At 73.6% G+C, this 24,145-nt stretch carries 19 protein-coding genes; 8 read left to right on the forward strand and 11 right to left on the reverse strand.

Going from position 1 to position 24,145, the window contains the following annotated elements:
- Positions 1–20: 20 nt before the first annotated feature.
- A complete protein-coding gene (locus tag ABVB68_RS23875) occupies positions 21–662 on the reverse strand; it encodes a phosphoribosyltransferase (protein WP_353603149.1) in 642 nt (213 codons plus the stop codon).
- 116 nt (positions 663–778) lie between these two features.
- On the opposite strand from ABVB68_RS23875, the gene ABVB68_RS23880 reads away from it, so the two are divergent.
- Together ABVB68_RS23880 and ABVB68_RS23885 are read left to right on the forward strand one after the other, a co-directional pair.
- Positions 779–1,591, forward strand: a complete 813-nt coding sequence (locus ABVB68_RS23880) for a polysaccharide deacetylase family protein (RefSeq protein WP_353603150.1) — start codon at positions 779–781, stop codon at positions 1,589–1,591.
- A 112-nt stretch (positions 1,592–1,703) separates the two neighbouring features.
- On the forward strand, positions 1,704–2,144 hold the full coding sequence (locus ABVB68_RS23885; protein WP_353603151.1) for an SRPBCC family protein: 441 nt from the start codon (positions 1,704–1,706) through the stop codon (positions 2,142–2,144).
- A gap of 173 nt (positions 2,145–2,317) precedes the next feature.
- Here ABVB68_RS23885 and ABVB68_RS23890 read toward each other — a convergent pair whose 3' ends face one another.
- From ABVB68_RS23890 to ABVB68_RS23910, 5 genes are all read right to left on the reverse strand, one after another.
- Positions 2,318–3,469 (reverse strand): XdhC family protein, encoded by a 1,152-nt coding sequence (locus tag ABVB68_RS23890; protein ID WP_353603152.1) that lies wholly within the window; start codon positions 3,467–3,469, stop codon positions 2,318–2,320.
- Positions 3,470–3,687: 218 nt separating this feature from the next.
- A complete protein-coding gene (locus tag ABVB68_RS23895) occupies positions 3,688–5,145 on the reverse strand; it encodes an NCS2 family permease (RefSeq protein WP_353603153.1) in 1,458 nt (485 codons plus the stop codon).
- A 209-nt stretch (positions 5,146–5,354) separates the two neighbouring features.
- A complete protein-coding gene (locus tag ABVB68_RS23900; RefSeq protein ID WP_353603154.1) occupies positions 5,355–7,739 on the reverse strand; it encodes a xanthine dehydrogenase family protein molybdopterin-binding subunit in 2,385 nt (794 codons plus the stop codon).
- A gap of 1 nt (position 7,740) precedes the next feature.
- The gene (locus ABVB68_RS23905) at positions 7,741–8,325 is read right to left on the reverse strand and encodes a (2Fe-2S)-binding protein (RefSeq protein WP_353603155.1); all 585 of its coding nucleotides are present in this window, start codon (positions 8,323–8,325) and stop codon (positions 7,741–7,743) included.
- On the reverse strand, positions 8,325–9,218 hold the full coding sequence (locus tag ABVB68_RS23910; protein WP_353603156.1) for an FAD binding domain-containing protein: 894 nt from the start codon (positions 9,216–9,218) through the stop codon (positions 8,325–8,327). The genes ABVB68_RS23905 and ABVB68_RS23910 overlap by 1 nt, the downstream gene beginning before the upstream one ends.
- Before the next feature lie 344 nt (positions 9,219–9,562).
- Between ABVB68_RS23910 and ABVB68_RS23915 the strand changes: the two genes are divergently transcribed.
- Together ABVB68_RS23915 and ABVB68_RS23920 are read left to right on the forward strand one after the other, a co-directional pair.
- On the forward strand, positions 9,563–11,224 hold the full coding sequence (locus ABVB68_RS23915) for a PucR family transcriptional regulator (protein WP_353603157.1): 1,662 nt from the start codon (positions 9,563–9,565) through the stop codon (positions 11,222–11,224).
- 150 nt (positions 11,225–11,374) lie between these two features.
- Complete coding sequence (locus tag ABVB68_RS23920) at positions 11,375–12,157, forward strand: hypothetical protein (RefSeq protein ID WP_353603158.1); 783 nt, start codon at positions 11,375–11,377, stop codon at positions 12,155–12,157.
- Positions 12,158–12,380: 223 nt separating this feature from the next.
- Here ABVB68_RS23920 and ABVB68_RS23925 read toward each other — a convergent pair whose 3' ends face one another.
- Positions 12,381–13,193 carry a GntR family transcriptional regulator gene (locus ABVB68_RS23925; RefSeq protein WP_353603159.1) on the reverse strand — a complete coding sequence of 271 codons (813 nt, stop codon included), beginning with the start codon at positions 13,191–13,193 and terminating at the stop codon, positions 12,381–12,383.
- 164 nt (positions 13,194–13,357) lie between these two features.
- Between ABVB68_RS23925 and ABVB68_RS23930 the strand changes: the two genes are divergently transcribed.
- Together ABVB68_RS23930 and ABVB68_RS23935 are read left to right on the forward strand one after the other, a co-directional pair.
- Positions 13,358–14,200, forward strand: coding sequence for a (2Fe-2S)-binding protein (locus ABVB68_RS23930; RefSeq protein ID WP_353603160.1), 843 nt, complete (start codon positions 13,358–13,360; stop codon positions 14,198–14,200).
- 317 nt (positions 14,201–14,517) lie between these two features.
- Positions 14,518–15,558, forward strand: coding sequence for a DUF2637 domain-containing protein (locus ABVB68_RS23935; protein WP_353603161.1), 1,041 nt, complete (start codon positions 14,518–14,520; stop codon positions 15,556–15,558).
- A 99-nt stretch (positions 15,559–15,657) separates the two neighbouring features.
- Here the strand turns inward: ABVB68_RS23935 and ABVB68_RS23940 are convergent, their stop codons facing one another.
- The 3 genes from ABVB68_RS23940 to ABVB68_RS23950 form a co-directional block, all read right to left on the reverse strand.
- Positions 15,658–16,119: an ATP-binding protein gene (locus ABVB68_RS23940; protein ID WP_353603162.1), complete on the reverse strand. Its 462-nt coding sequence runs from the start codon at positions 16,117–16,119 to the stop codon at positions 15,658–15,660.
- A 434-nt stretch (positions 16,120–16,553) separates the two neighbouring features.
- Positions 16,554–18,296 carry a pyruvate dehydrogenase gene (locus ABVB68_RS23945; RefSeq protein ID WP_353603163.1) on the reverse strand — a complete coding sequence of 581 codons (1,743 nt, stop codon included), beginning with the start codon at positions 18,294–18,296 and terminating at the stop codon, positions 16,554–16,556.
- A 69-nt stretch (positions 18,297–18,365) separates the two neighbouring features.
- Positions 18,366–19,889, reverse strand: coding sequence for a protein phosphatase 2C domain-containing protein (locus ABVB68_RS23950; protein WP_503006220.1), 1,524 nt, complete (start codon positions 19,887–19,889; stop codon positions 18,366–18,368).
- A 1,166-nt stretch (positions 19,890–21,055) separates the two neighbouring features.
- On the opposite strand from ABVB68_RS23950, the gene ABVB68_RS23955 reads away from it, so the two are divergent.
- A complete protein-coding gene (locus ABVB68_RS23955; protein ID WP_353603165.1) occupies positions 21,056–22,045 on the forward strand; it encodes a helix-turn-helix domain-containing protein in 990 nt (329 codons plus the stop codon).
- A gap of 461 nt (positions 22,046–22,506) precedes the next feature.
- On the opposite strand, the gene ABVB68_RS23960 is transcribed toward ABVB68_RS23955, so the two are convergent.
- Positions 22,507–23,697: an SGNH/GDSL hydrolase family protein gene (locus tag ABVB68_RS23960; RefSeq protein WP_353603166.1), complete on the reverse strand. Its 1,191-nt coding sequence runs from the start codon at positions 23,695–23,697 to the stop codon at positions 22,507–22,509.
- Between the two features lie 228 nt (positions 23,698–23,925).
- Here ABVB68_RS23960 and ABVB68_RS23965 point away from each other — a divergent pair.
- On the forward strand, positions 23,926–24,145 hold a 220-nt coding region (locus tag ABVB68_RS23965), incomplete at its 3' end, for a hypothetical protein (protein WP_353603175.1).

A 24,145-nucleotide genomic window follows, 5' to 3' on the forward strand; every position in this document is an offset into this window, starting at 1 on the left:
GCGCTTGCGGTCCCGGCGCCTCAGTGCCCGTGCAGGGCCGCGAGCACCTGCGCGTCGGTGAGTTGCTCGAAGTCCTCGTACCACTGCCCGACGGCGGAGAATCCGGCCGGGCGGTGCGGGCACAGGACGCTGTCCGCCTCGGCGGCGAGCAGGTCCACGGCGCCGGGGGCGCCGACGGGTACGGCCAGCAGGAGCCGCGCGGGGCGCCGGCGCCGGGCGTGGCGCAGGGCCGCGCGGGCGGTGGCGCCGGTGGCCAGGCCGTCGTCGACCACGATCACCGTGCGGCCGGCCAGGTCCGGGAGCGGGCGGTCGCCGCGGTAGCGCTCCTCGCGGCGGCGCAGTTCCCGCCGCTCGCGCTCCACCGCGGGAGCGAGGGACTCCTCGGTGAGCCCCAGCCGGTCGAGGGTGTCCGCGTCGAACAGGGGCGGGTCGTCGCCGGCCAGCGCGCCGACGGCGAACTCCTGATGGTGCGGGGCGCCGATCTTGCGCACGACGAGGACGTCCAGCGGTGCGCCCAGGGCGCGGGCGATCGGCTCGGCGACGGCGATGCCGCCGCGGGGCAGGGCCAGGACCACGGGGTCGGGGAGGTCGCCGCGCGCGTGGGCGGCGCTCAGCAGTCCGGCGAGTTCCCGTCCGGCCTCCGCACGGTCCCGGAAGCGCATGGTCGTCCTCCTCCGCGGAGCGTCTCCTTCCATGGTGCAACGGCGGTGAGGCACCGGGAGGATCGCGACCTGGGGGCTCGAACATGTGAGCTATACGCTGAGTGTATAGTCCCGGCATGCCTCTTTCGATCGACACGATCCGGACCCACGCGACCAGGAAGACGAGCGGACGGCGTCGCGGGTTGCGTCCCGCCGCGCTCACTTCGGCCGCGGTCGCTCTGGCGCTGGCGCTGTCCGGCTGCGCCCAGGTCGACACGACCTCGCCGAGCACCGCGCGTGCCGAGGCGGCACACGGCGCGCCGGCGGGGTTCGGGACCGTCGACTGCCGCAAGGCCAGGTGCATCGCGCTGACCTTCGACGCGGGACCCAGCGAGCACTCGGCGCGGCTGCTCGACGTCCTGGCGGAGAAGAAGGTCCCGGCCACCTTCTTCCTGCTCGGCAAGGGGCACATCGAGAAGTACCCGGAACTGGTCAAGCGGATGGCGGCCGAGGGCCACGAGGTCGCGAGCCACACCTGGGACCACAAGATCCTCACCAAGATATCGGACAAGGAGATACGTGCGGAGCTGAAGCGCCCGGACGACGAGATCGAGCGGCTCACCGGGCGCAGGCCCACCCTGATGCGCCCGCCGCAGGGCCGTACGGACACCGACGTGCACGAGATCGCCAAGGAGGAGGGTCTGGCGGAGGTGCTGTGGAGCGTGACCGCCAAGGACTACGCGACCACCGACTCCGCGCTCATCACCAAGCGGGTCCTCGCGCAGGCCTCCCGGGACGGGATCATCCTGCTGCACGACCTCTACGACGGCACCGTACCGGCCGTCCCCGGCATCATCGACGCGCTGAAGAAGCGCGGCTACGTCTTCGTGACGGTTCCTCAGCTGCTGGCGCCCGGCAAGGCCGAGCCCGGCGAGGTGTACCGCCCCTGAGCCTGCCGGCCGGCCCCGAACCCGCCTGCCGCGGATACCCTTTCGGGCGACGCGGGAGCGGGCCGCGAGGCGAACGCGCAGGCTACCGGCGGTCACTGCCTACGATCGTGCCGTGCCCACCTTCTGCTTGGAACGTACGGCCCCGCTCCCCCTCGACGAGGCGTGGCGCCGGCTCACGGACTGGCCGCGTCACGCCGGCGCGGTCCCGCTGACCCGGGTCAGAGTGCTCACGCCCCCGCCGACCCGGGAGGGCAGCCGCTTCGTGGCCCGTTCGGGCATCGGCCCGCTGGCCGTCGACGACGTGATGGAGGTGACCGTCTGGCGGCCGCCCGCCGACGGCGAGCCGGGCCTGTGCCGCCTGGAGAAACGCGGCAGGGTGGTCCTCGGCTGGGCGGAGATCGAGGTACGGCCGGGACCGGGGGGCCGTAGCCGGGTGGTCTGGCGGGAGGACCTGCGCGTCCGCTTCCTGCCCCGCGCCTTCGACGGCGCCCTGGAACAGACGGCCCGCGTCCTGTTCGGCCGCACGGCGAACCACTTGCTCAGACGGCCCTGACCGCCACCGGCGCCCTGCCGGCGGTTCAGGCCACGGAGCCGGTGCGGGCCGTCGGCTCAGGCGGCGGAGGCCGTCCGGGCCGTGGGCCGGCGGCGGCCGGGCCGTCGGCTCAGGCGGCGGAGGCCGATCCGTGCCCTCGGCTCGGGCCACGGAGGCCGGGCCGGGCCGGCGGTTCAGGCCACGGAGTCGATGCGGACCGGCGGGCGGGATGCCGGGTCGTGGTGGATGGGCGTGTGGGCGCCGGTCAGGGCGGCCCCGCTGCCGCCCCGCCGGTTGGCGACGATCTCCGCGCCGATGGACAGGGCCGTCTCCTCGGGCGTACGGGCGCCGAGGTCCAGGCCGATCGGGGAGCGCAGGCGGGCCAGTTCCCGCTCGGTGACGCCCACCTCGCGCAGCCGTTGGTTGCGGTCGAGGTGGGTACGGCGTGAGCCCATCGCGCCGACGTAGGCGACCGGCAGCCGCAGGGCCAGTTCGAGCAGCGGTACGTCGAACTTGGCGTCGTGGGTGAGGACGCACAGGACGGTCCGGCCGTCGACCTCGGTGCGCTCCAGGTACCTGTGCGGCCACTCGACGACGATCTCGTCGGCCTCCGGGAAGCGGGCGCGGGTGGCGAACACCGGGCGGGCGTCGCACACCGTGACGCGGTAGCCCAGGAACGTGCCGACCCGGACGAGAGCCGAGGCGAAGTCGATCGCGCCGAAGACGATCATCCGGGGCGCGGGGACGGAGGACTCGACCAGGACGGTGAGCGGGGCGCCGCAGCGCGAGCCCCGCTCGCCGATCTCCAGGGTGCCGGTACGGCCCGCGTCCAGGAAGGCGCCGGTCTCGGCGGCGACCGTGCGGTCCAGCTCGGGGTGGGCGCCGAAGCCCCCCTGCCAGGATCCGTCGGAGCGGACCAGGAGGGCCCGGCCCCGCAGCTCGGCCGGGCCGTCCACGATCCGCGCGACCGCCGCCGCATCCCCACGCGCGGCGGCGGCCAGGGCGGCCGCGAGCACCGGCCGGGCGGGACCGTCCGCCCGGACCGGCGTGACGAGGATGTCGATGACGCCGCCGCACGTCAGGCCGACGGCGAAGGCGTCCTCGTCGCTGTAGCCGAAGCGTTCGAGGACGGTTTCCCCGTCCTCGAGCGCCTGCCGGCACAACTCGTACACGGCGCCCTCCACGCAGCCGCCGGAGACCGATCCGATGGCCGTGCCCTCGGCGTCCACCGCGAGAGCGGCGCCGGGCTGGCGCGGGGCGCTGCCCCCGACGGCCACCACGGTGGCGACGGCGAAGTCACGGCCCTGCTCGACCCACCGGTTCAGCTCCTCGGCGATGTCCAGCATCTGTCGGTCTCCTCACGGGTTGCGGGGGCTCCGGGCGGGGCGGCCAGGTCCTGTCTGACGATTCGCGTCGTCGCCCGGAGGGCGGCCGCGCGGCGTCAGGTGCGTGCTCTCGGCGTGCCGGCCCCAGGCGCTCGTACCGGACGTACTCGGGTCCGGGGCCGGTGCGGCGAGAGTGCGTGCAGGGCGTCGCGCGGCAGACGCGAATGGTCAGACAGGGCCTAGTGCACGCCCAGCCAGCTCTCGATGGGATGAAGGGCGAAGTAGACCAGGAAGATGACCGCCAGACCCCACATGAAGGCGCCGATCTCACGTGCCTTGCCCTGGGCGGTCTTGATGGCCACGTAGGAGATGACGCCCGCGGCGACACCGCTGGTGATGGTGTACGTGAACGGCATGAGGACGACGGTCAGGAAGACCGGGATGGCGGTCGCGCGGTCGGCCCAGTCCACGTGCCGGGCGTTCATCAGCATCATGGCGCCGATGACGACCAGGGCGGCGGAGGCGACCTCCTGCGGGACGATCGCGGTGACCGGGGTGAAGAACAGGCAGGCGGCGAAGAACAGTCCGGTGACGACGGAGGCCAGGCCGGTGCGGGCACCCTCGCCGACGCCGGTGGCCGACTCGATGAACACCGTCTGCCCGGAACCGCCCGCCACACCGCCGACGGCGCCGCCGGCGCCGTCGATGAACAGCGCCTTGGACAGGCCCGGCATACGGCCCTTGTCGTCGGCGAGGTTGGCCTCGGTGCCGACGCCGATGATGGTGGCCATCGCGTCGAAGAAGCCGGCGAGCACGAGCGTGAAGACGATCATGCCGACCGTCATCGCGCCGACCTTGCCCCAGCCGCCGAACTCCACGTGTCCGAAGAGCGAGAAGTCGGGCATCGAGACCGCGGTGCCGTGCAGTTCGGGGGCCCCGTTGGCCCACTGCCCGGGGTCGATGACGCCGAGTCCGTTCAGGACGGCGGCCACGACGGTGCCGGAGACGATGCCGATGAGGATGGCACCGGGGACGTTCCGGGCCTGCAGCATGAAGATCAGCAGCAGGGTGCCGGCGAAGAGCAGGACCGGCCAGCCGGCGAGTTCACCGGCCGGGCCGAGGGCGAGCGGGGTCGCCTTGCCCTGGTGCACGAAGCCGGACTTGTAGAAGCCGATGAGCGCGATGAACAGGCCGATGCCCATCGTGATGCCGTGCTTGAGCGCGAGCGGGATCGCGTTCATGATCATCTCGCGCAGACCGGTGACGACCAGCAGCATGATGACGACGCCGTACATCACGCACATGCCCATGGCCTGCGGCCAGGTCATCGCCGGGGCGACCTGCGAGGACAGCACGCCGGAGACGGACAGCCCGGCGGCGAGCGCCAGCGGCACCTTGCCGACGAAACCCATCAGCAGCGTGGTGAAGGCCGCCGCGAACGCGGTCGCGGTGATCAGCGCCTTCTGGCCGAGCGTGTCCCCCGCCGCGTCCTTGCCGGACAGGATGAGGGGGTTGAGCAGGAGGATGTACGCCATCGCCATGAAGGTGGTGATGCCGCCGCGCACCTCACGCGCGACCGTGGATCCTCTTCTGGATATGTGGAAGTACCGGTCGAGCCAGGACCGCCCTGCCGGGACGCGACTGCCATCGGCGGCGTCGTCGGCTGCGGTCCTGGGCTCCACTGACTGCTGGGTCATGGTGCCATCTCCCAAGGTTCACAGGGGCACCCGTCCGACCGCCTCGGCGGTCACGGGATTTGGGAATGGACGACCCGGGGGACGGCCCGAGGCGAACGAGATTCCGGGTACTTCAAGGACCGCGAGCGGAGCGGAACTCGAAGAGGGTTCCTCCGGGCGGCGCGGCGGAGTGTGTGACGTTCCCTGCGCCGCCCGGAGAGCTGCGGGTGTTACGCGGTTCCCGTGAGGTGCTCGGGCCGTACCGGAGTGCGGTTGAGCTCCAGCCCGGTCGCGTTCCGGATCGCCGCGAGGACGGCCGGGGTGGACGACAGGGTCGGGGCCTCGCCGATGCCGCGCAGCCCGTACGGGGCGTGGTCGTCGGCGAGTTCGAGGACGTCGACCGGGATGGTCGGCGTGTCGAGGATCGTCGGGATCAGGTAGTCCGTGAAGGAGGGGTTCCTGACCTTCGCGGTCTTGGGGTCGACGATGATCTCCTCCATCACGGCGACGCCCAGGCCCTGGGTCGTACCGCCCTGGATCTGGCCGATGACGGAGAGCGGGTTGAGCGCCTTGCCGACGTCCTGGGCGCAGGCCAGTTCGATGACCTTGACCAGGCCGAGTTCGGTGTCGACCTCGACGACCGCCCGGTGCGCGGCGAAGGAGTACTGGACGTGTCCGTGGCCCTGCCCGGTGCGCAGGTCGAAGGCCTCGGTCGGCCGGTGCCGCCACTCCGCCTCGATCTCGACGGCCTCGCCCTCCAGGACCTCGACGAGGTCGGCGAGGACCTCGCGGCCGTCGGTGACGACCTTGCCGCCCTCCAGCAGGAGTTCGGCGGTCGCCCAGGCCGGGTGGTAGGAGCCGAACTTGCGCCGGCCGAGGTCGAGGACCTTCTCGCGGACCAGCTCGCAGGCGTTCTTCACGGCGCCACCGGTGACGTACGTCTGCCGGGAGGCCGAGGTCGAACCCGCCGAACCCACCTGGGTGTCGGCCGGGTGGATGGTCACCTGGGCGACCCCCAGCTCGGTGCGGGCGATCTGCGCGTGGACGGTGACACCGCCCTGGCCGACCTCCGCCATCGCGGTGTGCACGGTCGCGACCGGCTCGCCGCCCACGACCTCCATGCGCACCTTGGCGGTGGAGTAGTCGTCGAAGCCCTCGGAGAAGCCGACGTTCTTGATGCCCACCGCGAAACCGACCCCGCGTACGACGCCCTCGCCGTGCGTGGTGTTGGACAGGCCGCCGGGCAGCTGCCGTACGTCGGCGCCCTCGCTGGACTCCCACTGGCGCTCGGGCGGCATCGGCATCGCCTTGACGCGGCGCAGCAGTTCGGCGACCGGGGCGGGCGAGTCGACGGGCTGGCCCGTCGGCATGACGGTGCCCTGCTCCATCGCGTTCAGCCGGCGGAACTCCACCGGGTCCATGCCGAGCTTCGCCGCCAGCTTGTCCATCTGCGCCTCGTAGGCGAAGCACGCCTGGACCGCGCCGAAGCCGCGCATGGCGCCGCAGGGCGGGTTGTTGGTGTAGAGGGCGATGGCCTCGATGTCGACGTCGTCGACCACGTACGGGCCGACGCTCAGCGAGGAGGCGTTGCCGACGACCGCCGGGGAGGCGGAGGCGTAGGCGCCGCCGTCCAGGACGATCCGGCACTTCATGTGCGTGAGCTTGCCGTCCTTGGTCGCCCCGTGCTCGTAGGAGAGCTTGGCCGGGTGGCGGTGGACGTGCCCGAAGAAGGACTCGAACCGGTTGTAGACGATCTTGACCGGCTTGCCGGTGCGCAGCGCCAGCAGGCAGGCGTGGATCTGCATCGACAGGTCCTCGCGGCCGCCGAACGCGCCGCCGACGCCGGACAGCGTCATGCGCACCTTGTCCTCGGGCAGGCCGAGCACGGGCGCGATCTGCCTGAGGTCCGAGTGCAGCCACTGGGTGGCGATGTAGAGGTGGACGCCACCGTCCTCCTCGGGCACGGCGAGGCCGGACTCGGGGCCGAGGAAGGCCTGGTCCTGCATGCCGAAGGTGTACTCGCCCCTGACGATCACGTCCGCCCTCTTGGCGGCCTCGTCGGCGTCGCCCCGGATGATCGGCTGGCGGTGGACGATGTTCGGGTGCGGCACGTGGCCGGAGTGGTGGTCGTCGCGGCCCTCGTGGACGAGGATCGCGTCCGGCGCGGTCGCGGAGGCCTCGTCGGTGATGACGGGCAGCTCCCTGTACTCCACCTTGATCTTGGCGGCGGCGCGGCGGGCCGTCTCCGGGTGGTCGGCGGCGACGAGCGCGACCGGCTCGCCGTGGTGGCGTACCTTGCCGTGCGCGAGGACCGGGGTGTCCTGGATCTCCAGGCCGTAGTTCTTCACCTCGGTGGGCAGGTCGTCGTAGGTCAGGACGGCGTAGACACCGGGCATGGCCAGGGCCTCGCCGGTGTCGATCGACAGGATCTCGGCGTGGGCGACGGTGGAGCGCAGGATCTGGCCCCACAGCATGTCCTCGTGCCACATGTCGGACGAGTACGCGAACTCGCCGGTGACCTTCAGGGTGCCGTCGGGGCGGAGCGTGGACTCACCGATGCCGCCCTTGGTCTTCGAGCCCTGCGTGATCTTCGTAGGGGCGCCGTTCGTCGGCATGTCAGACCCCCTCGGACTGACGTGCGGCCGCAAGACGGACCGCGTCCATGATCTTCTCGTAGCCCGTGCAGCGGCACAGGTTGCCCGACAGCGCCTCGCGGATGTCCGCGTCGGTCGGGTTGGGGTTGTGCTCCAGCATCTCGTCGGCGGCGACGAGCAGGCCCGGGGTGCAGAAGCCGCACTGGACGGCGCCGGCGTCGATGAACGCCTGCTGGACGGCGGAGAGTTCGGTGCCCTCGCCGGTCTGCGAGTCGGTGCCGCCCTTGGCCTGCCACTGCTGGGCGTCCTGCAGCGTCGTGCCGCAGGCGCCGCTCGCGCAGGCGCCCTCGGCGCGCTGCCTGGCGTAGTCGGCGAGGCCCTCGACGGTCACGACCTCGCGGCCCTCGACCTGGCCGGCCGCGACCAGGCAGGAACACACGGGCACGCCGTCCAGACGGACCGTGCAGGAGCCGCACTCACCCTGCTCGCAGGCGTTCTTCGAACCCGGCAGGCCGAGGCGCTCGCGCAGGACGTACAGCAGGGACTCGCCCTCCCAGACGTCGTCGGCCTCCTGCGGGCGTCCGTTCACGGTGAAATTGACGCGCATTACGCAGCTCCCTCAGATGCGCGGCGGGTACCGCGGTACGACTCCCAGGTCCAGGTGAGCGTCCGGCGGGCCATGACGCCGACCGCGTGGCGGCGGTAGCTGGCGGTGCCCCGGACGTCGTCGATCGGGTTGCAGGCGCCGGAGCACAGGTCCGCGAACTGCTTGGCGACCGACGGGGTGATGATCTTTCCGTTGTCCCAGAAGCCGCCCTCTTCCAGGGCCGCGTTCAGGAACTCCTCGGCGGCCTTGGCGCGCACCGGGGTCGGGGCGGCGGAGCCGATGCCGGTCCGGACGGTGCGGGTCTCGGGGTGCAGGGCGAGACCGAAGGCGCACACGGCGATGACCATCGCGTTGCGGGTGCCGACCTTCGAGTACTGCTGCGGGCCGTCCGCCTTCTTCACGTGGACGGCGCGGATCAGCTCGTCGGGCTGGAGGGCGTTGCGCTTGACGCCGGTGTAGAACTCGTCGATCGGGATCAACCGGGTGCCCCGGGCGGCCGACTCGACCTCGACCTGGGCGCCGGCCGCGAGGAGGGCGGGGTGGGCGTCACCGGCGGGCGAGGCCGTGCCCAGGTTGCCGCCGACGCCGCCGCGGTTGCGGATCTGCGGGGAGGCGACCGTGTGCGAGGCGAGCGCGAGGCCCGGCAGCTCGGCACGGAGACTCTCCATGATCCTGGTGTACGGGACGGAGGCACCCAGCCGCACGGTGTCCTCGCCGACCTCCCACTCGAGGAGGTCGCCGATGCGGTTGAGGTCGAGCAGGTACTCGGGCCGGCGGTGGTCGAAGTTGATCTCGACCATCACGTCGGTGCCACCCGCAATCGGCACAGCGGTGGGGTGCTCGGCCTTCGCGGCGAGCGCCTCCTCCCAGCTGGCGGGGCGAAGGAAGTCCATGACCGGCTCTCTTCTTCGTCTCGTGGGTCGTCCAGATTGAGCCAATCCGTGTGCGGCGGGCCCGGCTCGTTCATGTCCTGTTAACGCGGAGTGGACTCAGTACACCGCCCACTGCTCCAGCGGGGTCAGTCACCGAAACCATGAAGGAGTTCGCTGGCCAAGGTGAGCATCTTGTAGATTCGTATGAACGGAGGTCCCCGGCAACCTCCCGGTTTCTCTGGGGAAACGCAGGAAACGGCACGGAGGCCCCGGAGTGCGTCCCCGCGCGTCCGGTTCCGGGTGGCTCCTCCGTCACCCTCCAAGATCCATCGTAGGTTTCGAGACAAAAGAACGGCGGCGACGAGATGCGGCTGCGCGCACTGCTGGACACCGACGCGCTGGGCCTGCGGCTGCTCGGCGGCGAGGACGAGCTGAACCGCTCGGTCCGCGGCGTCATGACCACCGACCTGCGCGACCCCACCCGCTACCTCTCCGGCGGTGAACTGGTGCTCACCGGCCTGGCCTGGCGCCGGGACGCCCACGACTCCGAACCCTTCGTCCGCATCCTCGTGCAGGCCGGTGTGGCGGCTCTCGCGGCGGGCGAGGCCGAGTTGGGCGATGTGCCGGACGACCTGGTGCTGGCCTGCGCGCGGCACCGGCTGCCGCTGTTCGCGGTGCACGAGTCGGTGGCGTTCGCGACGATCACCGAGCACGTCGTACGGCAGGTCTCCAGCGAGCGGGCCGGCGACCTGGCGGCCGTGGTGGACCGGCACCGCCGGATGATGACCTCGGGTCCGGCGGGCGGCGGGCCGGACGTGGTGCTGGACCTGCTCGGCTCCGACCTGGACCTGCAGGCCTGGGTGCTCTCGCCGACCGGCCGGCTGATCGCGGGCTCGAAGGAGGCGGGTCCGGCGCTGCCCGCCGAGACCTGCGCGAAGCTCGCCGCCGAGCACCTGGCCGCCGTCCGCACCGGCCGGCGCGGCCCGCACCGGTTCCTGCTGGGCGGTGCGACGTACTCGCTGTTCCCGATCCGCTCCTCCGGCCGTTCCCGGGACGTGCGCGAGACGGTCCTGTCGGACTGGCTGCTGGCCGTCGAGGCGGACGCCGGCGACTGGCCCGAGGAGCGCATGGACCTCCTCCAGGGCGTCACCCAGCTGATCGCGGTCGAGCGCGACCGCCGGGACGCGGCCCGTACGGTGCGGCGCCGGCTCGCCCAGGAGGTGCTGGAGCTGGTCCAGACGGGCGCCGCGCCCGCCGAGATCGCGGCCCGGCTGCGGGTGGCCGCGCCGGTGCTGCTGCCGGGCCTGGGGGCGGCCCCGCACTGGCAGGTCGTCGTGGCCCGGGTGGAGTGGGAGGGCGAGGAGATCGAGGGCGGTCCGGTCGCCCAGTCCCTCTTGGAGGAAGTGCTGGCCGACCCGCTGGCGACCGGCCCCGAGCCGTCCGACCGCATCGCGGTCGCGCACACCGGCGACGAGGCGATCGCCCTGGTCCCGCTGCCCGCCGTCTCCTCCGAGCACGACGGCTCGGAATCCGGTCTGCTGGCCGATTCACTGCTGCAGTCGGTGCGCGAACCGCTGTCGGCGGGCCTGAACGACGACGGGCGGCTCACCCTCGGGGTCAGCGCGGCCGTGCACTCCGCGGAGGGGCTGCGCGGGGCGCTGGAGGAGGCCCGGCACGCCCGCCGGGTGGCCGCCGCCCGCCCCGGCCGGGTCTGCGCCGCCGGCCACCAGGAGCTGGCCTCGCACGTCCTGCTGCTCCCGTTCGTCCCCGACGACGTGCGCCGCGCGTTCACGGCGCGCCTGCTGGACCCCCTGAAGGACTACGACCGCCGGCACCGGGCGGAGCTGATCCCGACCCTGGAGGCGTTCCTCGACTGCGACGGCTCCTGGACCCGCTGCGCCACCCGTCTCCACCTGCACGTCAACACACTGCGTTACCGGGTCGGGCGGATCGAGCAGTTGACGGGACGGGATCTTTCCCGGCTGGAGGACAAGCTCGACTTCTTCCTCGCTCTGCGCATGAGCTGAGGTCAGCGGGGTCGCGGAGCGGCCGAACCCGGTCACTCCCGCGGCCGCCACTTTGTGAAATCTTTCACCCACCCTCTTGGCCCGGCCCGCGATAGGTGCTGGAATGCCGCCACCACTCAACAGCTCGACGGCGTGCTCGGGGAGGGCAACGTGGCGCATACCGCCATGTCTGGTAACGGAACGACCGCCGGTGACGATCCTCTCCAGACCGCGGTATGGCGGCTGCGCTCGCGGGCCTGCTGGGCCGACGCGGCGGCCCTGCTGCCGCCCGACACCCCGGCGACGGCGTTGCAGCGGGCCACCCTGCTGGTCGAACGGTGCCTGTACACCGAGCGGGGCTGGGCGGAGGCGGAGGACGCCCTGCGGACGGCGGAGGCGCTCGCGCACGGCGACGAGGAGCGGGGTGCCGCGGCCTGCGAACGCGGCCAGCTCGCCTACGCGTCGACGCTGCACGGGGTGCGCGACCGGGCCGACGAGGCGCGGGCCGCGCTGGGGCGGGCGGCGGCGCTGATCCCTCCGGGGGCGGCCGGGCGGCCCCTGCTGGACTTCCGCCGGGGGCTGCTGGCCGAGAACCTGACACGCTCCCCGCAGGCGGCCCGGGCCGCGTACCGCCGGGCGCACGCGGGTGCCGCGGCCCACGCCGACCAGCTGCTGCTGTCCTTCACCTGGCGCCACCTCGCCGGACTCGCCCTGCGCGAGGGGGAGTTGGCCGAGGCGCGGCACGGTTTCGCCGAGTCGCTGCGGATCCGGGAGGAGCTGGGCTACCTGGTGGGTACGGCACCCGCGCTGGCCTCGCTCGCCGACGCGGAGTCAGAACCGGAGGCGTCCCGGCTCCGCGAGGAGGCCGGCCGCCTCTTCCGCCTCCTCGGCGGCGTACCCACCTGGCTCTCCCGCCAGCTCCTCCCACCCACCCCGGGCGCGGCCACGGCCTAAGCGGGCGGGGCCAGCGGAAGGGGCGCGAGGAACCGGGCGACCGGCCACCACGGGCCCACGGCCGGAGGACGGCGTACACGAGGCCACGGCGAAGGCCCGGCAGCGGGCGGCCGGCCGCGCGGCGGGCGGGGCCAGCGGAAGGGGCGCGGGGAGCCGGGCGGGTGGGCACGACGGTCCGCGGCCGGGGAGGGCGGGAAGGGGTACGGCGAGGATCCGGCGGCGCTCAGCTCGCGCCCGCGAAGTGCTCCCCCACCAGACGCCGCACCACGTCCGGCTCCCCAGCGATCAACGCCTCCAGCATTGCGACGTGCTCCGCCGCGTCCGCGACGAGGTCGGCCCGCCGGTGCCGTACCGGCCCACCGACCAGCGGCCACTGGGAGCGCCGGTGGAGGTCCTCGGTGATCCGGACCAGCTGCACGTTGCCCGACAGACCGAGCAGCGCCACGTGGAAGGCGCGGTCGGACTCCGCGTACGCGGCGGGGCAGCCGGACGCGGCCGCCCGCACCGTCGCCTCCGCGAGCGGACGCAGCTCGGCCCACCGCTCCGCGGCCACGCTCCGGGCGAGCCGCAGCATCACCGGCACCTCGATCAGCGCCCGCACCTCCGCCAGCTCGGCCAGTTCCCGCGCCCCCCGCTCGATCACCCGGAAGCCGCGGTTGGGCACGACCTCGACGGCGCCCTCCAGCGCGAGCTGCTGCATGGCCTCCCGCACGGGCGTGGCGGAGACACCGAAGCGATCGCCGAGGACCGGGGCCGAGTACACCTCGCCCGGCTTCAGCTCGCCGGCCACCAGCGCCGTGCGCAGCGCGTCCAGGATCTGCCCGCGCACCGAGCTGCGCTGCACGGGCGGCCGCGCCCCGGGAAGGGGCCGCTCGGCGTGCGTGTGCTCGCCCCGCACCCCGTGCGTCGGGGTGTCGCGCTCGCGCACCCCGTCCAGGGCGTCCGCGGCGCGCTGCTGGGCCGGCACCCGGGCCATGCCCGCCGCACCGGCCCGCGGTATGCCCGGGCCGGCGGAGTCCTGCACGCCCTGCTTCACGGGTCCTCCTGGCGGCTTGTCGGTACTTGGGGTCATTAACGACGTGTTGTCACCTGTCCGTCAAGCACCTTAGAGGTACCGGGCGGTAGGTCAAATTCCCGAGCGGTGGATAAGGTAAGCCTTGCCTGTGCAGCCCGGCCGTGACCCGGAGGAGTGGTTCCGCCATGCCCGCTGCGGCCTCGCCGCTCGCCGCCGCCTACGCCCGCCTCGGCGAGGCCTGCTCCGGGTTCCTCGACGTGTCCCTCCTGGACCCTGCGCAGCCGCTGCCGCACGGCGGCGGCTGGGTCGGCGCCGCCGGGCTCGCGGCGGGCGGCGCCGACCTCGACGCCTTCCTCGCCTGGGACGACGCGCAGGTGCTGCGGGACCACGGACGACCCGCCCGCCCGGACGTCCTCGCGGGTTTCGGCCTGCACCGCTACGCCTGGCCGGCCTGTCTGACGATCACCGTGCCGTGGTTCCTGCACCGCCGGGTCCCCCGGCTGCCCGTGGTCGACGTCTCGTACGACCGCGCCGCCGGCCGCATGGCGGTGCGCCCCCGCGCCTTCGCCTGCCTGCCGGACGACCCCGCGGCGGCGCTGCCCGGCGCCGTCGTCGTAGCCGGCGAGGAAGCCCTGCGCGGCGAGGTGCGGGCGGCCGTCGCCGAACACCTGGCACCCGTGCTGGCCGCCTTCGGGCCCCGCATGCGGCGGCGCGGGCGGGCCCTGTGGGGCATGGCGACCGACGAGGTCGTGGAGGGGCTCTGGTACGTCGCCGGCGTCCTCGGCGGCACCGAGGAGGCGCGGGCCGTACGGGAACTGGAGCTGCTGCTGCCCGGCGCCACCGAACCGTACGCGGGCTCCGCCGCCTTCCGGGAGCTGACCGGTCCGGACGGCCGGCCGCTGCCCACCCGGGACCGGGTCAGCTGCTGCATGTTCTACACCGTGGCCCCCGAGGACACCTGCGCCACCTGCCCGCGCACCTGCGACAGCGACCGGATCGTCAAGCTCGCGGCTGCCGCGGCCGCTTGAGTGGCCGTCAGGGACGGAGCACGGCTCCGCGTCCACTAAGATCATCGCGATCGGACCACCCGCCCGCAGGACGGGACCTCGGACTGCGGATTCACAACTTCCTCACTTGTCGCAGGAACTTTCCGAGGAACCACCCGTACGGGTAGTCTTATTCGAACTCAACTCCCGCCCCTCACGCGGCAGTTCGAGCAGAAAGCCGCCCTGGGCATCTCCCTTGCACCTTATTGGCGGCCTCTTGCCCCGAAACCCCCTGAGGGCCGTCGGGAGTGGGCCACTATGGCGGGCGTTACGCCCCATCCCAATGCAAGGGACCCGTGATGAGACTGACCGACATATCGCTGAACTGGCTGCTTCCGGGCGCCGTGCTGCTCCTGGGCGTGCTGGCGGCGGTGGCGGTGCTCGCGCGCGGCAAGCGCCCCTCCGGGGAGAACGCGAGCGCGGACGACTCGTGGGAGCGCAGCGAGGAGCGCCGCAGGCGCAAGGAGGCCATCTACGGCACGGCCTCCTACGTGCTCCTGTTCTGCTGTGCGGCGGTGGCGGCAGCCCTGTCCTTCCACGGCCTGGTCGGCTTCGGCGAGCAGAACCTCGGACTGACCGGCGGCTGGCAGTACCTGGTGCCGTTCGGCCTGGACGGTGCGGCGATGTTCTGCTCCGTGCTCGCGGTGCGTGAGGCCAGCCACGGCGACGCGGCCCTCGGCTCCCGGATACTGGTGTGGTTGTTCGCCGCGGCGGCGGCCTGGTTCAACTGGGTGCACGCCCCCCGGGGCGCGGGGCACGACGGCGCACCGCAGTTCTTCTCCGGCATGTCCCTGTCGGCGGCCGTCCTGTTCGACCGGGCGCTGAAGCAGACCCGCCGGGCCGCGCTCCGCGAGCAGGGCCTGGTCCCGCGTCCGCTGCCGCAGATCCGCATCGTCCGCTGGCTGCGCGCACCCCGGGAGACCTACGGGGCCTGGTCGCTGATGCTCCTGGAGGGCGTGCGCAGCCTCGACGAGGCGGTCGAGGAGGTTCGCGACGACAAGCGGCAGAAGGAGGAGACCCGCCAGCGGCGGCGCGACCAGCAGCGGGTGGAGCGTGCCCAGTTGAAGGCCATCAGCCGGGGCCACCGTTTCGTCGGCCGGGCTTCCCGGGGGGTCGAGGTGCAGGCGGTCGAGCGCGGGCCCGCTCCCGCGACCGCGGAGCCTGCCATATCGACCGCGGAGCAACTGCCCGTACGCCACCGGCCCTCCCTGCAGCCGGTCCGCAGCGGCGTCTCTGAGCCGGTGGCGGTCGACCTCACCGCGGAGGACGACACCATGGCGCTGCCGCGCCTGGACTCCCTGGAGCGCAAGCTGAAGGACCTGGAGCAGCAGTTCGGCTGACCGTCCGGTGCCCCCGGAGAACCGGGCGGCCCGGCGCACACCTCGGGACGGGGGCGTGACCACGGGTCACGCCCCCGTCCCGTCACCCGTCCCGCTCCCTCAGGCCGCCTCGGCGCCGAGTTCGAACCACACCGACTTGCCCAGCTCGTGCGGCCGTACCCCCCAGGCGTCCGCGAGGGACTGCACCAGCACCATGCCGCGGCCGTGGGTGTCGTCGTCCGTCTCCGGGCCGTGCAGCTCGGGTCTGCGGGCCACGAAGTCCCTTACCTCCACCCGGAGTCCGCCGGGATCCACGACGGCCGTCAGGACGGCGTCGTCGTCGGTGTGGACGAGTGCGTTGGTGACGAGTTCACTGGTGAGCAGTTCGGCTATCTCCGAGCGGCCCGGCTTCCCCCAGTGCCGCAGCAGTTCGCGCAACTCCCGGCGGGCCGCGGGCACCGCCCTGAGATCCGCCCGGCCCAGCCTGCGCCGGAGCCGGTACGCGTCTTCCGTGATGGTGTCGGTTTCCGTGATGGTGTCGGTCTCTTCCCCCGCCTTCGCCGAGGAGGCCCCGATGACCACGGGACCGCCCCCTCGCGCCTGCCTCTTCATGACCCCCGCCCGCACGCCGCCGGTCCCTGCCCCTCCTGGTCGAACACGTTCACGGAGGATGCTTGCCCAGCGGGCTCACAGGCAGTCATGGCGCATGCCCCAGGACCGGCGGTTCGGCCACGGTGGCCGGGCGCCGCGCCGGGTGCGGGGGTCGTGCGGCCCCCCGCACGGCGGACTCCTGGACCCCTGCTGGGCGCCACTGACGCCCCGTGGAGGGGGCGCGGCTGCACTCGGCACGGTCGGTCGGCATGTCGTCACGGTTCGTGAAACTGGCCGAAATCCGCCCCCTGACGGCGCCCGCGAGGGGGTACGCGCCGTAGATGTCCGCCGTCCCGCTGTGGAAGATCGTCCGGCCGCCGCGGGCAGCGCCGCGAGGTGTCGTGGACCGGCTGAGCGCTCCCGCGCTAGGGGCGCGGCACGTTGCGGAGGTTGGAGCGGGCCATCTGGAGCATGCGGCCGACCCCGCCGTCCAGCACGATCTTGGAGGCGGAGAGCGCGAACCCGGTGACCATCTCGGCGCTGATCTTCGGCGGGATGGACAGGGCGTTGGGGTCGGTGACGACGTCCACCAGCGCCGGCCCGTTGTGCCTGAAGGCGTCCTTGAGGGCGCCTTCGAGCTGCTTGGGCTTCTCCACCCGCACCCCGTAGGCGCCGCAGGCCCGGGCGACGGCGGCGAAGTCCGGGTTGGCGTTCGCCGTGCCGTACGAGGGCAGGCCCGCGACCAGCATCTCCAACTCGACCATGCCGAGCGAGGAGTTGTTGAACAGCACGACCTTGACCGGCAGGTCGTGCTGCACGAGCGTCAGGAAGTCGCCCATCAGCATGGAGAACCCGCCGTCGCCGGACATGGAGACCACCTGCCGGCGCCGGTCGGTGAACTGCGCGCCGATCGCCATGGGCAGCGCGTTCGCCATCGAGCCGTGGGAGAACGAACCGATCACCCGGCGGCGGCCGTTGGGCGAGATGTACCGGGCGGCCCACACGTTGCACATACCGGTGTCCACGGTGAACACCGCGTCGTCGTCGGCGACTTCGTCGAGGACGGCCGCCACGTACTCGGGGTGGATCGGGACGTGCTTCTCGACCTTCCGGGTGTACGCCTTGACCACGCCCTCCAGCGCGTCGGCGTGCTTCTTCAGCATCTTGTCGAGGAACCGCCGGTTCGTCTTCTCCTTCACCCGCGGGATCAGAGCGCGCAGGGTCTCGCGGACGTCCCCCCACACGGCGAGGTCGAGCCGGCAGCGCCGGCCCAGTACCTCGGGCCGCACGTCGACCTGGGCGATCTGCACGTCGTCCGGCAGGAAGGCGTTGTACGGGAAGTCGGTGCCGAGCAGGATCAGCAGGTCGCACTCGTGGGTGGCCTCGTAGGCGGCGCCGTAGCCGAGCAGGCCGCTCATCCCGACGTCGTACGGATTGTCGTACTGGATCCATTCCTTGCCGCGCAGGGCGTGCCCCACCGGGGACTTGATCAGCTCCGCGAACCGCATGACCTCGGCGTGCGCTCCGGCCGTGCCGCTGCCGCAGAACAGGGTGACCTTGCCGGCCCCGTCGATCATCTCCACCAGCCGGTCGATCTCGGCGTCGCCGGGGCGGATAGTGGGCCGGGAGGTGACCAGGGCGCTCTGCGCGGCCTTCTCCGGGGCGGGCTCGGCGGCGATGTCGCCCGGCAGGGAGACCACGCTGACGCCGCTCTGCCCCACCGCGTGCTGGATCGCGGTCTGCAGCAGCCGGGGCATCTGCCTGGGGCTGGAGATCAGCTCGCTGTAGTGGCTGCACTCCTGGAAGAGCCGGTCCGGGTGCGTCTCCTGGAAGAAGCCGAGCCCGATCTCGCTGGACGGGATCTGCGAGGCCAGGGCGAGCACCGGGGCCATGGAGCGGTGGGCGTCGTACAGGCCGTTGATCAGATGCAGGTTGCCCGGGCCGCAGGATCCGGCACACGCCGCCAGTTTGCCGGTGATCTGGGCCTCGGCGCCGGCCGCGAAGGCGGCGGTCTCCTCGTGCCGTACGTGGACCCAGTCGATGCCGGACTTGCGGCGGATGGCGTCCACGACCGGGTTGAGGCTGTCTCCGACGACGCCGTACATGCGGCGCACCCCGGCGCGGACGAGGATGTCGACGAACTGCTCGGCAACGTTCTGTCTGGCCATGGCTGTCGTCTGCCCCTTCGCTGTCCCGGGATACGGCCCTGCCGTTCCATCAATCCACAAGGACGGCGGTTACGCCTCCCACACGGCCGCCGCCGTGCGGTCGTCGGCGTAGCCCTTCACCCGTACCTGGGCGTCGGCGAGGAACGCGGCGAGGCCCGGCGCCGCCCGGCCGGACCAGCGGCGGGCGAGGTAGGCGCAGAGGGCGGGCTCACCGCGCAGCGGCTCGGCCAGGCCCGCGCTGCACATCACGAGAGCGTCACCCGGCCGGGCTACCGAGGCGCGGAACAGGAACGGCTCGCGGGGCGGCTCGGCCGCCGTCCGCTCGTGCGCGGCCGACCCGTCGGCGGACGGCTCGTACGGGCTCGGCGGGGTCGGGATGCCGAAGTCGAGGGTGAGCCGGTCGCCCTCCGGGGTCTGCGCCGGCGGAGAGCCGGCTCCGGTGACCGGTGCGCCGCTGGTCCCGGTGGGTGACACGCGCGGCTCGAGGTCCTGCCACGCGCCGTCGCGCAGCCGGAACAGCCCGCCGCCGCCGACGCCGAAGAAGACGCGCGTCCGGCAGTCCGGGTCGGCGGGCAGCAGCAGGCAGCGCAGGCTCGCCGCGTACTCCTCCGGGGCGACGCCCAGCTCGGCGGCGCTCGCCCGGAGCCTGCCGAGGCTGCGGTCGGTCAGACGTTGCAGGCCGGACTTCAGCTCGCCGCGCCGGGCCGACCGGAGATCCTCCACCAGCCGCTGGTGGCTGCGGCCCACGGCCCGCCCGATCCACCGGCACGCCTCGGCCGCCGCCAGATGCGCGCCAGGTGTCGCCCGCGCGCCGGTGGCCATCGCGACCAGCAGGAGCGCCTGCTCCCCGCTGCCGAAGCGGACGGTGAGCAGCGAGTCCCGGCGCGGATCCCCCCGGTACCGCGCGGAGTCACCGCGCAACGACACCGCCCGCAGCGTGCAGGCCCCGTACCGGGCGCCGTCCAGCACGGTGTCGGCGACCAGCCCGGCGAGCCCGTCCGGATCCGCGCCCGGCAGCGCGGTGGGCTCGGGGTCGTAGGTGGGCGGCCCGGAACCCACGTAATCGACGGAGACGGAGGACTCCTGCCCCTCCTGCCCCTCCTGCCCCTCAGGCCCCTCCAGCGGTGAACGCCGCCCGTCGACCGCCGCGGGCGCAGCGGGCGCAGCGGGCGCCGGCGCTTCTGCGGGCGGTACGGGTTCTGCGGGCGTTGCGCGTAGGGGTTCTGCCGGCGTTACGCGTACGGGTTCTGCCGGCGTTACGCGTACGGGTTCTGCCGGCGTTACGCGTACGGGTTCTGCCGGCGTTACGCGTACGGGTTCTGCGGGCGTTACGGGTCCCGCGGACGCTCCGGGCCCCGCGGCCTGGGCGGGCTCCGCGGGCGCCGGCGGATCTGCGGCCGGTACGGGCTCTGCGGGTGCTTCGGGCTCTGCGGGTGCTTCGGGCGCTGCGGGTACTTCGGGCTCAGCGGCCGGTACGGATTCTGTAGGCGCCACGGGCTCTGTGGCCTGGGCGGCCCCGGTGGGCGCCAGGGCATCTGCGGCCGGTACAGGTTCTACGGGCGCTACGGGCTCTGCGGCGTGTGCGGGCCCCATGGGCGCCAAGGGGTCTGTGCCCGGTGCGGGTTCTGTGCCCGGTGCGGGTTCTGTGCCCGGCGGGGGTTCTGTGTCCGGTGTGGGTGCCGCCGTCGCCTCCGTCCACCAGGCGTTCGGGAGCGCCGGCGGGTCGGCGGGCACCGGGGGCGGGACGGTGGGCGGTGGCGGGGCGGTGGGCGGTGGCGGGGCGGTGGGCGGTGGCGGGACCGGTGGTGCGGCGGGCCTCGTCGGCCGGGCGGAGTCGGGTGGCAGGGCCGGTGCCCGTGGCGCGGCGGGGTCCGGTGGCAGGGCCGGAGCCGGTGGCGCGGCGGGGTCCGCGGTCGGTGGCGTCGCGGTCGTCGGCGTCGTCCAGGGCGGGGCGGGCGCGGTGCGTTGCGGTGGGACCGACGGTTCGCGGGGTGCCGGTCTCTCCTCGACGGCCCTACGGCCGTCGGCGGCGTTACGGTCGTCGGCGGCGCCGTCTTCTCCGCCCTGCCGGTCCTGTCCGCTCTGTCGGCCCTGTCCGTCCTGGCCGTCCTGGCCGTCGGGTCCCGAACCGCGTCCCGGTGCCGCGCCCGGCCGCCCCGTCACCGCTTTCCTCGCCGAGGCGAAGCGGTCGTCCAGGGAATCCGGCGCGGCCGTGGGACCCGTGTCGGTGGTGGAGTCGTCGTACAGCTGCCCCCACCAGTCGTCCTCGCGACGGGCGGGCCTTCCCCCCTGCTGGTCCATGTTCCTGATTGTCCACCGCACGGGCCGCGGGAAAACGGGGCATCAGGAAAAATCCCACGCACTCGACGACCTCGAACGGCGTGTCGAGTGACGAGGTGAACAGCCGTACGAGCGGCGGCTGGTGGCCGCCGGACGGCCCCACCCCCCACGGGAGGACCGCCCGGCGACGTGTGAAGTGGCCCGGCCCGGATCCCCTTCGTGTGCTCGCACACGTCCGGGCCGGGACCACGCTCGGGGTGACCGGGACACGGCGGTGCCGGGTCGGACGGCCGGCTGGCGGCTCGATCTCCCGGACGCCACCGCGAGCCGTGAGCACGGCCGCGCGTCCTCGGTGCCGCCACCTTGGCAGAGTCACCTCCGGTACGGCGATGATGTGCTGCGGCGGGTTTGCGCCGTGGCCGGTTTCCGCCAGGCCACTCCGCCTACGTGGACCGATGCACAGGGAGGGACGCGGGTCGATGCTGGCAGCGATAGGGCTCGACGAGACGCACGAGGCGGCGTACCGGGCGCTGGTGTCCGTGGGCGCCGCCGACGTGGCCGATCTGGCGCGGCGCCTGACGCTGGCCGAGCGGGACACCGAGCGGGCGCTGCGCTGGCTGGAGCGGCAGGGTCTCGCGGCCCGGTCCTCGGCACGGCCGGGCCGTTGGGTGGCGGCCCCGCCCGGGATGGCGCTGGGCGCGCTGCTCACCCAGCAGCGGCACGAGCTGGAGAAGGCGGAGCTGGCGACTGCGCTGCTCGCGGAGGAGTACCGGGCGGCGGCGGCCGAGCCGGCGGTGCACGACCTGGTGGAGGTGGTGACCGGCGCCCCGGCGGTCGCCCAGCGCTTCCTGCAGTTGCAGCTGGGGGCCACCGAGGAGGTGTGCGCGCTGGTCACCGGCAACCCGGTGGTCGTCTCCGGCATCGAGAACGACGCGGAGGAGCAGGCCGCCGGGCGCGGGGTCCGCTACCGGGTGGTGGTCGAGCGGGCGGTACTGGATCTGCCGCACGGGCTGACCGAGTTGACGGCGGCGCTCGGCCGGGACGAGCGGGTACGGGTGGTGGACCGCGTGCCGACGAAGCTGGTGGTGGCCGACCGTTCGCTCGCGATGGTGCCGCTGACCTCGCGGACGGCGGAGCCGGCCGCGCTGGTGGTGCACGCCAGCGGGCTGCTGGAGCTGCTGGCCGGGTTGTTCGAATCGGTGTGGCGGGACGCGCTGCCGCTGCGGCTGGGTACCTCGGGGGTGGCCGAGGAGCAGCCGGACGGCCCGGACGCCACCGACCTGGAGGTGCTGTCGCTGCTCCTGGCGGGGCTCACCGACGCCAGCGTGGCCAAACAGCTCGGCCTGGGCCTGCGGACCGTGCAGCGCCGGGTGAAGCGGCTGATGGAGCTGGCCGGGGTGACGACCCGGATGCAACTCGGCTGGCACGCCTACGAGCGGGGCTGGGTGGCCCGGGAGGAGACCCGCTGAGCGGTGAACGGGGCGGGTGCTGGAACGCGTTGGGTTCCGTGCGTCACCGCGGCTGCCCGGCGGAACCCTGAAGACGCCTTCCGTCGCGCCTCGAAGACGCCCTCCGTCGCGCCGCGAAGAAGCTTCCGTCGCGCCGCCGTACCGCAGTACCGCCGCACCGTCATGCCGCCGCACCGCCGTGCCGTCGTGCCGCCGCACCGTCATGCGGCCGTACCGCCGTGCCGTCGTGCTGGGCGCCGCCCTGGCTTCATGCCGTCGCCCACGGCGCCACCCCGCCTCGTACCCCGGTGCCCCGGTGCCGCAAGTACCGGTACCGCCCCCGCGGGGCCGCAGTGCCGCAGTGCCCCGGTGCCGCAAGTACCGGTCGAGTCCGGCCTGGTGTGCCGGTACGGCCGCATGCACACGGTGTGCCCGGGCGTGGCCCGGTGCGCCCTCGGTCAGGTGCCCGGGCGGTCGAAGGACTACCAGGGACGCTCGCCGAGGGCCCGGCGCACGGTGTCGGCGACGACCCGCATGCCCGCGTCGTTGAAGTGCAGGTGGTCGCCGGGGTCGTAGGCCGGCAGGATGCGGCTGGGGTCCGCCGGGTCGCGTACGGCGCTGTCGGCGTCCGCGATCGCGTCGAATGCGCCGCCGGTGCGGATGAAGGCGTTCACCCGCTTGCGTACGGCCTCGTTGGAGGCCGTGTACGCGGGATAGCCGCGGTACGGCGTGAGGGTGACGCCGACGACGCGGATGCCGCGGGCGTGGGCGCGCGCCACGAGGTCGCGGTACGCGTCGGTGTACGCGGCGGCGTCCCCGCCCTCCGGGGTGGCCTTGATGTCGTTGATGCCCTCGAACACGACCAGGACGCGCACCCCGGCCCGGTCCAGGGCGTCGGCGTCAGCCCGGGTGAGGGCGCTGGGCCCGGTGCCCTCGTGCAGCAGGCGGTTGCCGGCGATACCGGCGTTGAGGACACCGATCCGCTGGGTGCGCAGGGCCTCGGCGAGCCGGTCGGGCCAGCGGTGGTTGGCGTCGGGGGTGGAGCCCGTGCCGTCGGTGAGGGAGTCGCCGAACGCGACGACGCTGCCGCGGGCGTCGCCCTGGACGTCGACGCCGGTCAGGTAGTACCAGCGGCTGGTCGTCCGCGTGTACGCGGTTCCGTCCTCGTCCGCGGCCCGGCCGGCGCCGGTCGGTGCCAGGTAGCTGGTCTGCAGGGCGGTGCGGTGGTAGGTGGCGGGCCCGCTGTCGCCGGGTGTGTACACCGTGACGAGCAGGTCGGCGGCGGCCGGGACGGAGAGCCGCACCGGGTCGGAGACCACGTCCTGGCCCGGTGGGACGGTGCCGCTGGGGGCGCCGTGGAAGGTGGCGACGCGCAGGGTGCCGGGCACGGCGTCGGGTCCGGACCCGCGGCGCAGGGCGACGGTGACCGCGCCGAGGTACAGGGGCGCGGTGCCCAGCCGGTTGCCGAGCCGGACGCGTACCGCGGTGCCGCCGACGCTGAGGTGGACGACGTTGCGGACGGCGGCACCGGGCAGTGCGGGCGCGGTCCCCGACGGCGCGGTCTCCCAACTGCCCGTCCAGGTCGGCTGCGCCGGTCCGGCGACGGCCGTCGCCGTCCGGACGGCCGGCATCGTCAGCAGCAGGACCACGAGGAGCCGTCCGACCTTCGCCATGTCTGCGTCCGCCTTCCCCTTGGTTCGTCGGAGGCGACCGTGCCACACGCGCGGGCCGTGCCGTCGGACCACCGCCGCCGGTCCACCCGCTCGGCGCAATTCGGGGTGGGACCGGGGACCTGGGACGAAGAGCCGAAGTGTGCGGCGGGCGGGCGTGCTCGGCCGCCGCCGTGCTCGGATCCAGCGAGGCCCGGGCGCGCGTATCCGAGGCCGCAGCGGCTGGGCCGCATGGCCACCGGGGGCGGGCACGGGTACGGCACAAGCACGGGCACGGCACGAGCACGGGCGCGAGCACGGCACGGCACGGCACGGCACGGGCGCGAGCACGGCACGGCACGGCACGGCACGGGCGCGACCCCGGCGAGCGAGGCCCACAGCGGGTTCTTCACCGCCCGGCTGCGGATGAGCACCAGCGTCAGCAGGCCCGCGGACGCCGTTCCGGCGATCA

This window comes from Streptomyces sp. NPDC096012 (assembly GCF_040426375.1).
Lineage (GTDB): Bacteria > Actinomycetota > Actinomycetes > Streptomycetales > Streptomycetaceae > Streptomyces.

Coding starts and splice junctions, on each gene's coding strand:
- ABVB68_RS23960 (WP_353603166.1), bottom strand. CDS start 23,697: ATGGCGAAGGTCGGACGGCTCCTCGTGGTCCTGCTGCTGACGATGCCG.
- ABVB68_RS23955 (WP_353603165.1), top strand. CDS start 21,056: ATGCTGGCAGCGATAGGGCTCGACGAGACGCACGAGGCGGCGTACCGG.
- ABVB68_RS23945 (WP_353603163.1), bottom strand. CDS start 18,296: ATGGCCAGACAGAACGTTGCCGAGCAGTTCGTCGACATCCTCGTCCGC.
- ABVB68_RS23910 (WP_353603156.1), bottom strand. CDS start 9,218: ATGGACTTCCTTCGCCCCGCCAGCTGGGAGGAGGCGCTCGCCGCGAAG.
- ABVB68_RS23935 (WP_353603161.1), top strand. CDS start 14,518: ATGAGACTGACCGACATATCGCTGAACTGGCTGCTTCCGGGCGCCGTG.
- ABVB68_RS23880 (WP_353603150.1), top strand. CDS start 779: ATGCCTCTTTCGATCGACACGATCCGGACCCACGCGACCAGGAAGACG.
- ABVB68_RS23915 (WP_353603157.1), top strand. CDS start 9,563: ATGCGGCTGCGCGCACTGCTGGACACCGACGCGCTGGGCCTGCGGCTG.
- ABVB68_RS23900 (WP_353603154.1), bottom strand. CDS start 7,739: ATGCCGACGAACGGCGCCCCTACGAAGATCACGCAGGGCTCGAAGACC.
- ABVB68_RS23875 (WP_353603149.1), bottom strand. CDS start 662: ATGCGCTTCCGGGACCGTGCGGAGGCCGGACGGGAACTCGCCGGACTG.
- ABVB68_RS23930 (WP_353603160.1), top strand. CDS start 13,358: ATGCCCGCTGCGGCCTCGCCGCTCGCCGCCGCCTACGCCCGCCTCGGC.
- ABVB68_RS23895 (WP_353603153.1), bottom strand. CDS start 5,145: ATGACCCAGCAGTCAGTGGAGCCCAGGACCGCAGCCGACGACGCCGCC.
- ABVB68_RS23950 (WP_503006220.1), bottom strand. CDS start 19,889: ATGGGGCCCGCACACGCCGCAGAGCCCGTAGCGCCCGTAGAACCTGTA.
- ABVB68_RS23905 (WP_353603155.1), bottom strand. CDS start 8,325: ATGCGCGTCAATTTCACCGTGAACGGACGCCCGCAGGAGGCCGACGAC.
- ABVB68_RS23890 (WP_353603152.1), bottom strand. CDS start 3,469: ATGCTGGACATCGCCGAGGAGCTGAACCGGTGGGTCGAGCAGGGCCGT.